This is a genomic window from Alteromonas sp. BMJM2, assembly GCF_027257845.1.
In the GTDB taxonomy this organism is placed as follows: Bacteria; Pseudomonadota; Gammaproteobacteria; order Enterobacterales; family Alteromonadaceae; genus Alteromonas.
The window spans coordinates 1-2,795 of the sequence record NZ_JAPVOT010000045.1 but is presented as its reverse complement, the minus strand read 5'-3'; the positions used below and the strand labels follow the sequence as shown (position 1 = coordinate 2,795).

Genomic DNA, 2,795 nt, shown 5'->3' with positions numbered 1-2,795 from the left:
ATTCCACAATAGTACGGATGTGTATTAGTATAAAAGTTCATTGAGTTTTCTCCCTTGGTTTGGTCGCCTATTAGGATAAACTTAGTTTATGCTGATAGGGAGGAGGCTCAATGATTATCAAAACGCTGTTGGCACTCCCTTCGGTCGTTGGGACGCTAACACGTGGGCTGACTCACTTCGTTCGGATTTTAGCCCACGTGCCAGCGCCCCAAAGCTTAGCGTTATACGTAAATCAAATTCTGCATTCGCTTATAAAGGATTATCCATGAAAACCATATTGCTACTTTTATCAATTATTTCAATTTCTACTTTTGCTACGGTAATTCCTAATGAACCTCATATATATGTTGAAGGCTACGCAGAAAAAGAGATTAGTCCCGATCAAATTAAGATATCAGTATCTATTGTTTCAACTAACCTAGACGCAGATGTTGCAAAATTAGAAATAGATGAGAAATCTCTAAAGATATTTGAATCAACTAAAAAATTAGGAATCGGTGCAAATCAAATTACAGCAACACCCATCCAAATTTTTCCTGCAATAGAAAGAGATAACGGGAAAAGGATTGACAATGGTACGAGAGTTAGCCGAAATATAGATATAGTTTTAAAAGATCTAACTAAATATCCTTTATTAAATGATGCCTTAATCTCAGCAGAAATAACGTCAAAGATATCGTCTACTGTAGAGTTAGCCGATGAACGTGCGGTTAAAAAAGACGTGTTAATGTTAGCTATTAAAGATGCAAAATTGAAAGCTCAGGAAATAGCTGAAATACAGGGGAAAAAGCTCAAAGATGTTCATTCTGTTTCCGAGTTTCAAACTCGACAACAAGAAACTTATAATTTACATCCAAATCAGAGTATTTACGGACAGTCTTACGGAGCTGGTCAAGTGAGATATAGAGTTCCACCGAAGTCTAGTGTATTCAAGATTGGAAAGATGAGAGCTACAGCAACCGTCTATGTTGTTTACACAATAGAGTAAATTACGTATAACAAGGCATTCAAGTCGGACTAAAAACAGTTGGCTGTTTTCACTCCGTTCAACATTATAGCCGCTTAATGTGGCGTTGGTATGACTCCCCTTGTCAATAAAAACCAAGTGTCTCCCTGACATTTTTTCGGTCCATAATTAGCTGTTCTCTTGCTCTAAATAAATGAGCTAACGCACCGGATGAGGCAGTAATGTCGTCGGTTGTCATGCTGGTATTCGTGGATTATTCATCTCTCAATGAACAGCGCCTACCTTACTCACTCCGCCGTGATCCCGGTGACCGCTCAGCCTTTCTCATCAGTCTATGTTCGTGGATCAATAACCGTTAAGTTATTGCCGTCATAACGCCCTCGTAGGTTGTGCCACATTCCGCGGCCTGATCCGAATGCATTAGCTCAAACTCGTTTATCATGCAGGTACTCTGCTCAATCTCAATTTTGGGTTAACTGGCGTAAGTACCACTTCTTTTGCGATAGCCCATATGTAGGCTGCCATTTCTCTGGCTATCGCAGTAATAATTAAATTGTAGTGTTTACCTTTTTTACTCATGCGCTGATAGCGTTTGCACAGACGAAGCTGTGCTTTCCATGCAATATCAACGATGTCTTTGGGCAGCCCTTCTTGCCGGATTTGGATATTAGTCGACACGTTCGCTGGATATCGATAGCTATGCGCCCCTTCAATCAGCAAGCGCCTTGCTCTGCCGTTACCAGACTTCGTAATAGCGCCTAAATGGCGTTTTCCACCAGAGGAATGTTCGCTGGGTACCAAACCTAAATAAGCCATAAGCTTTCTAGGATGGTCGAATCGGTGTAAATCACCAAGTTCCGCAACAACCCCAACCGCTACTAGAAGCCTCACACCACGCATGGCTTGGATCGCTTTAACAACGGGATAATAGCGCCACTGGTGTACATGATGGGTGAGTTCGTTATCCAACCTTTCCAATCGTCGTATGCGCTCTTCTATCGTTTGTAAGTATTCTTGCAGCACGATGTGCTGCGCGGGATGAGGTAATATCAACTCAGTCAGCCACCGCAGATGTTTCTTCGACCAATTAGCAGAGCCTTCATACCGAATATTGTTTCTTAGCAGCAGCGCTTTGAGTTGGTATTTAGCTTCTTTTAAATCCTTCATAGCAAGCTCTCGAGCTCGGGATAAATCTCTTACTGCCTCATCCTCTGGTTCAGGCACATAAATGGGCGTGAGATCTTCAGATCTTAATAACTTCACCAACTTCAACGCATCGCGCCTATCGGTCTTGATATGTTCGCCAGGCTTTTTCGGAATAAGGGAGGGCGCAACGACATAGCAACAATGCCCTAAACTTGTGATAAGTCGATAAATCCAATATCCACATGGCCCTGCTTCATAAACAACGTGAAGCGTCGCGCCTGGATATTTGGATTCAAACTGACGGAGCAGCTTTTTGACACTGACCTTAGACGAGGGAATACGCCCATAATGAACTGGTGTCGCTCCACGCTGCTCCTCACAATAGGCAACCTCGTGAAACTCCTTATGCGTATCCAATCCGATAAAAATCATGCTATGTTTGTTCATGCTAGCCTCCAAATTGATTTAGTATTGAACAAACTAATTATGGCACTGGCTTTCTGAGCTAACCCACGAAAATGCGGAGGCTAGCATTTCTCAGGGAGTCATTGTGTCTATATGCCTTTCATAGCGTGTTGACATAATACGGCATTGCCGTATACTTTCAGTATGATATTTATCGAAACAAGTACATTTACAAAAGTACTCCCCAATTATCTCTCAGATGATGATTATCGAGGGT

The 2,795-nt window shown here is 42.1% G+C and carries 2 protein-coding genes; one reads left to right on the top strand and one right to left on the bottom strand.

Annotation, left to right across the window (positions count from 1 at the left end; translation table 11 throughout):
• Window positions 1–265: 265 nt before the first annotated feature.
• Window positions 266–988 carry an SIMPL domain-containing protein gene (locus tag O9X84_RS19390; RefSeq protein ID WP_269521298.1) on the top strand — a complete coding sequence of 241 codons (723 nt, stop codon included), beginning with the start codon at window positions 266–268 and terminating at the stop codon, window positions 986–988.
• 417 nt (window positions 989–1,405) lie between these two features.
• Here O9X84_RS19390 and O9X84_RS19385 read toward each other — a convergent pair whose 3' ends face one another.
• Window positions 1,406–2,560 (bottom strand): IS110 family transposase, encoded by a 1,155-nt coding sequence (locus tag O9X84_RS19385; RefSeq protein WP_269521297.1) that lies wholly within the window; start codon window positions 2,558–2,560, stop codon window positions 1,406–1,408.
• Window positions 2,561–2,795 lie beyond the last annotated feature (235 nt).

Coding starts and splice junctions, on each gene's coding strand:
- O9X84_RS19390 (WP_269521298.1), top strand. CDS start 266: ATGAAAACCATATTGCTACTTTTATCAATTATTTCAATTTCTACTTTT.
- O9X84_RS19385 (WP_269521297.1), bottom strand. CDS start 2,560: ATGAACAAACATAGCATGATTTTTATCGGATTGGATACGCATAAGGAG.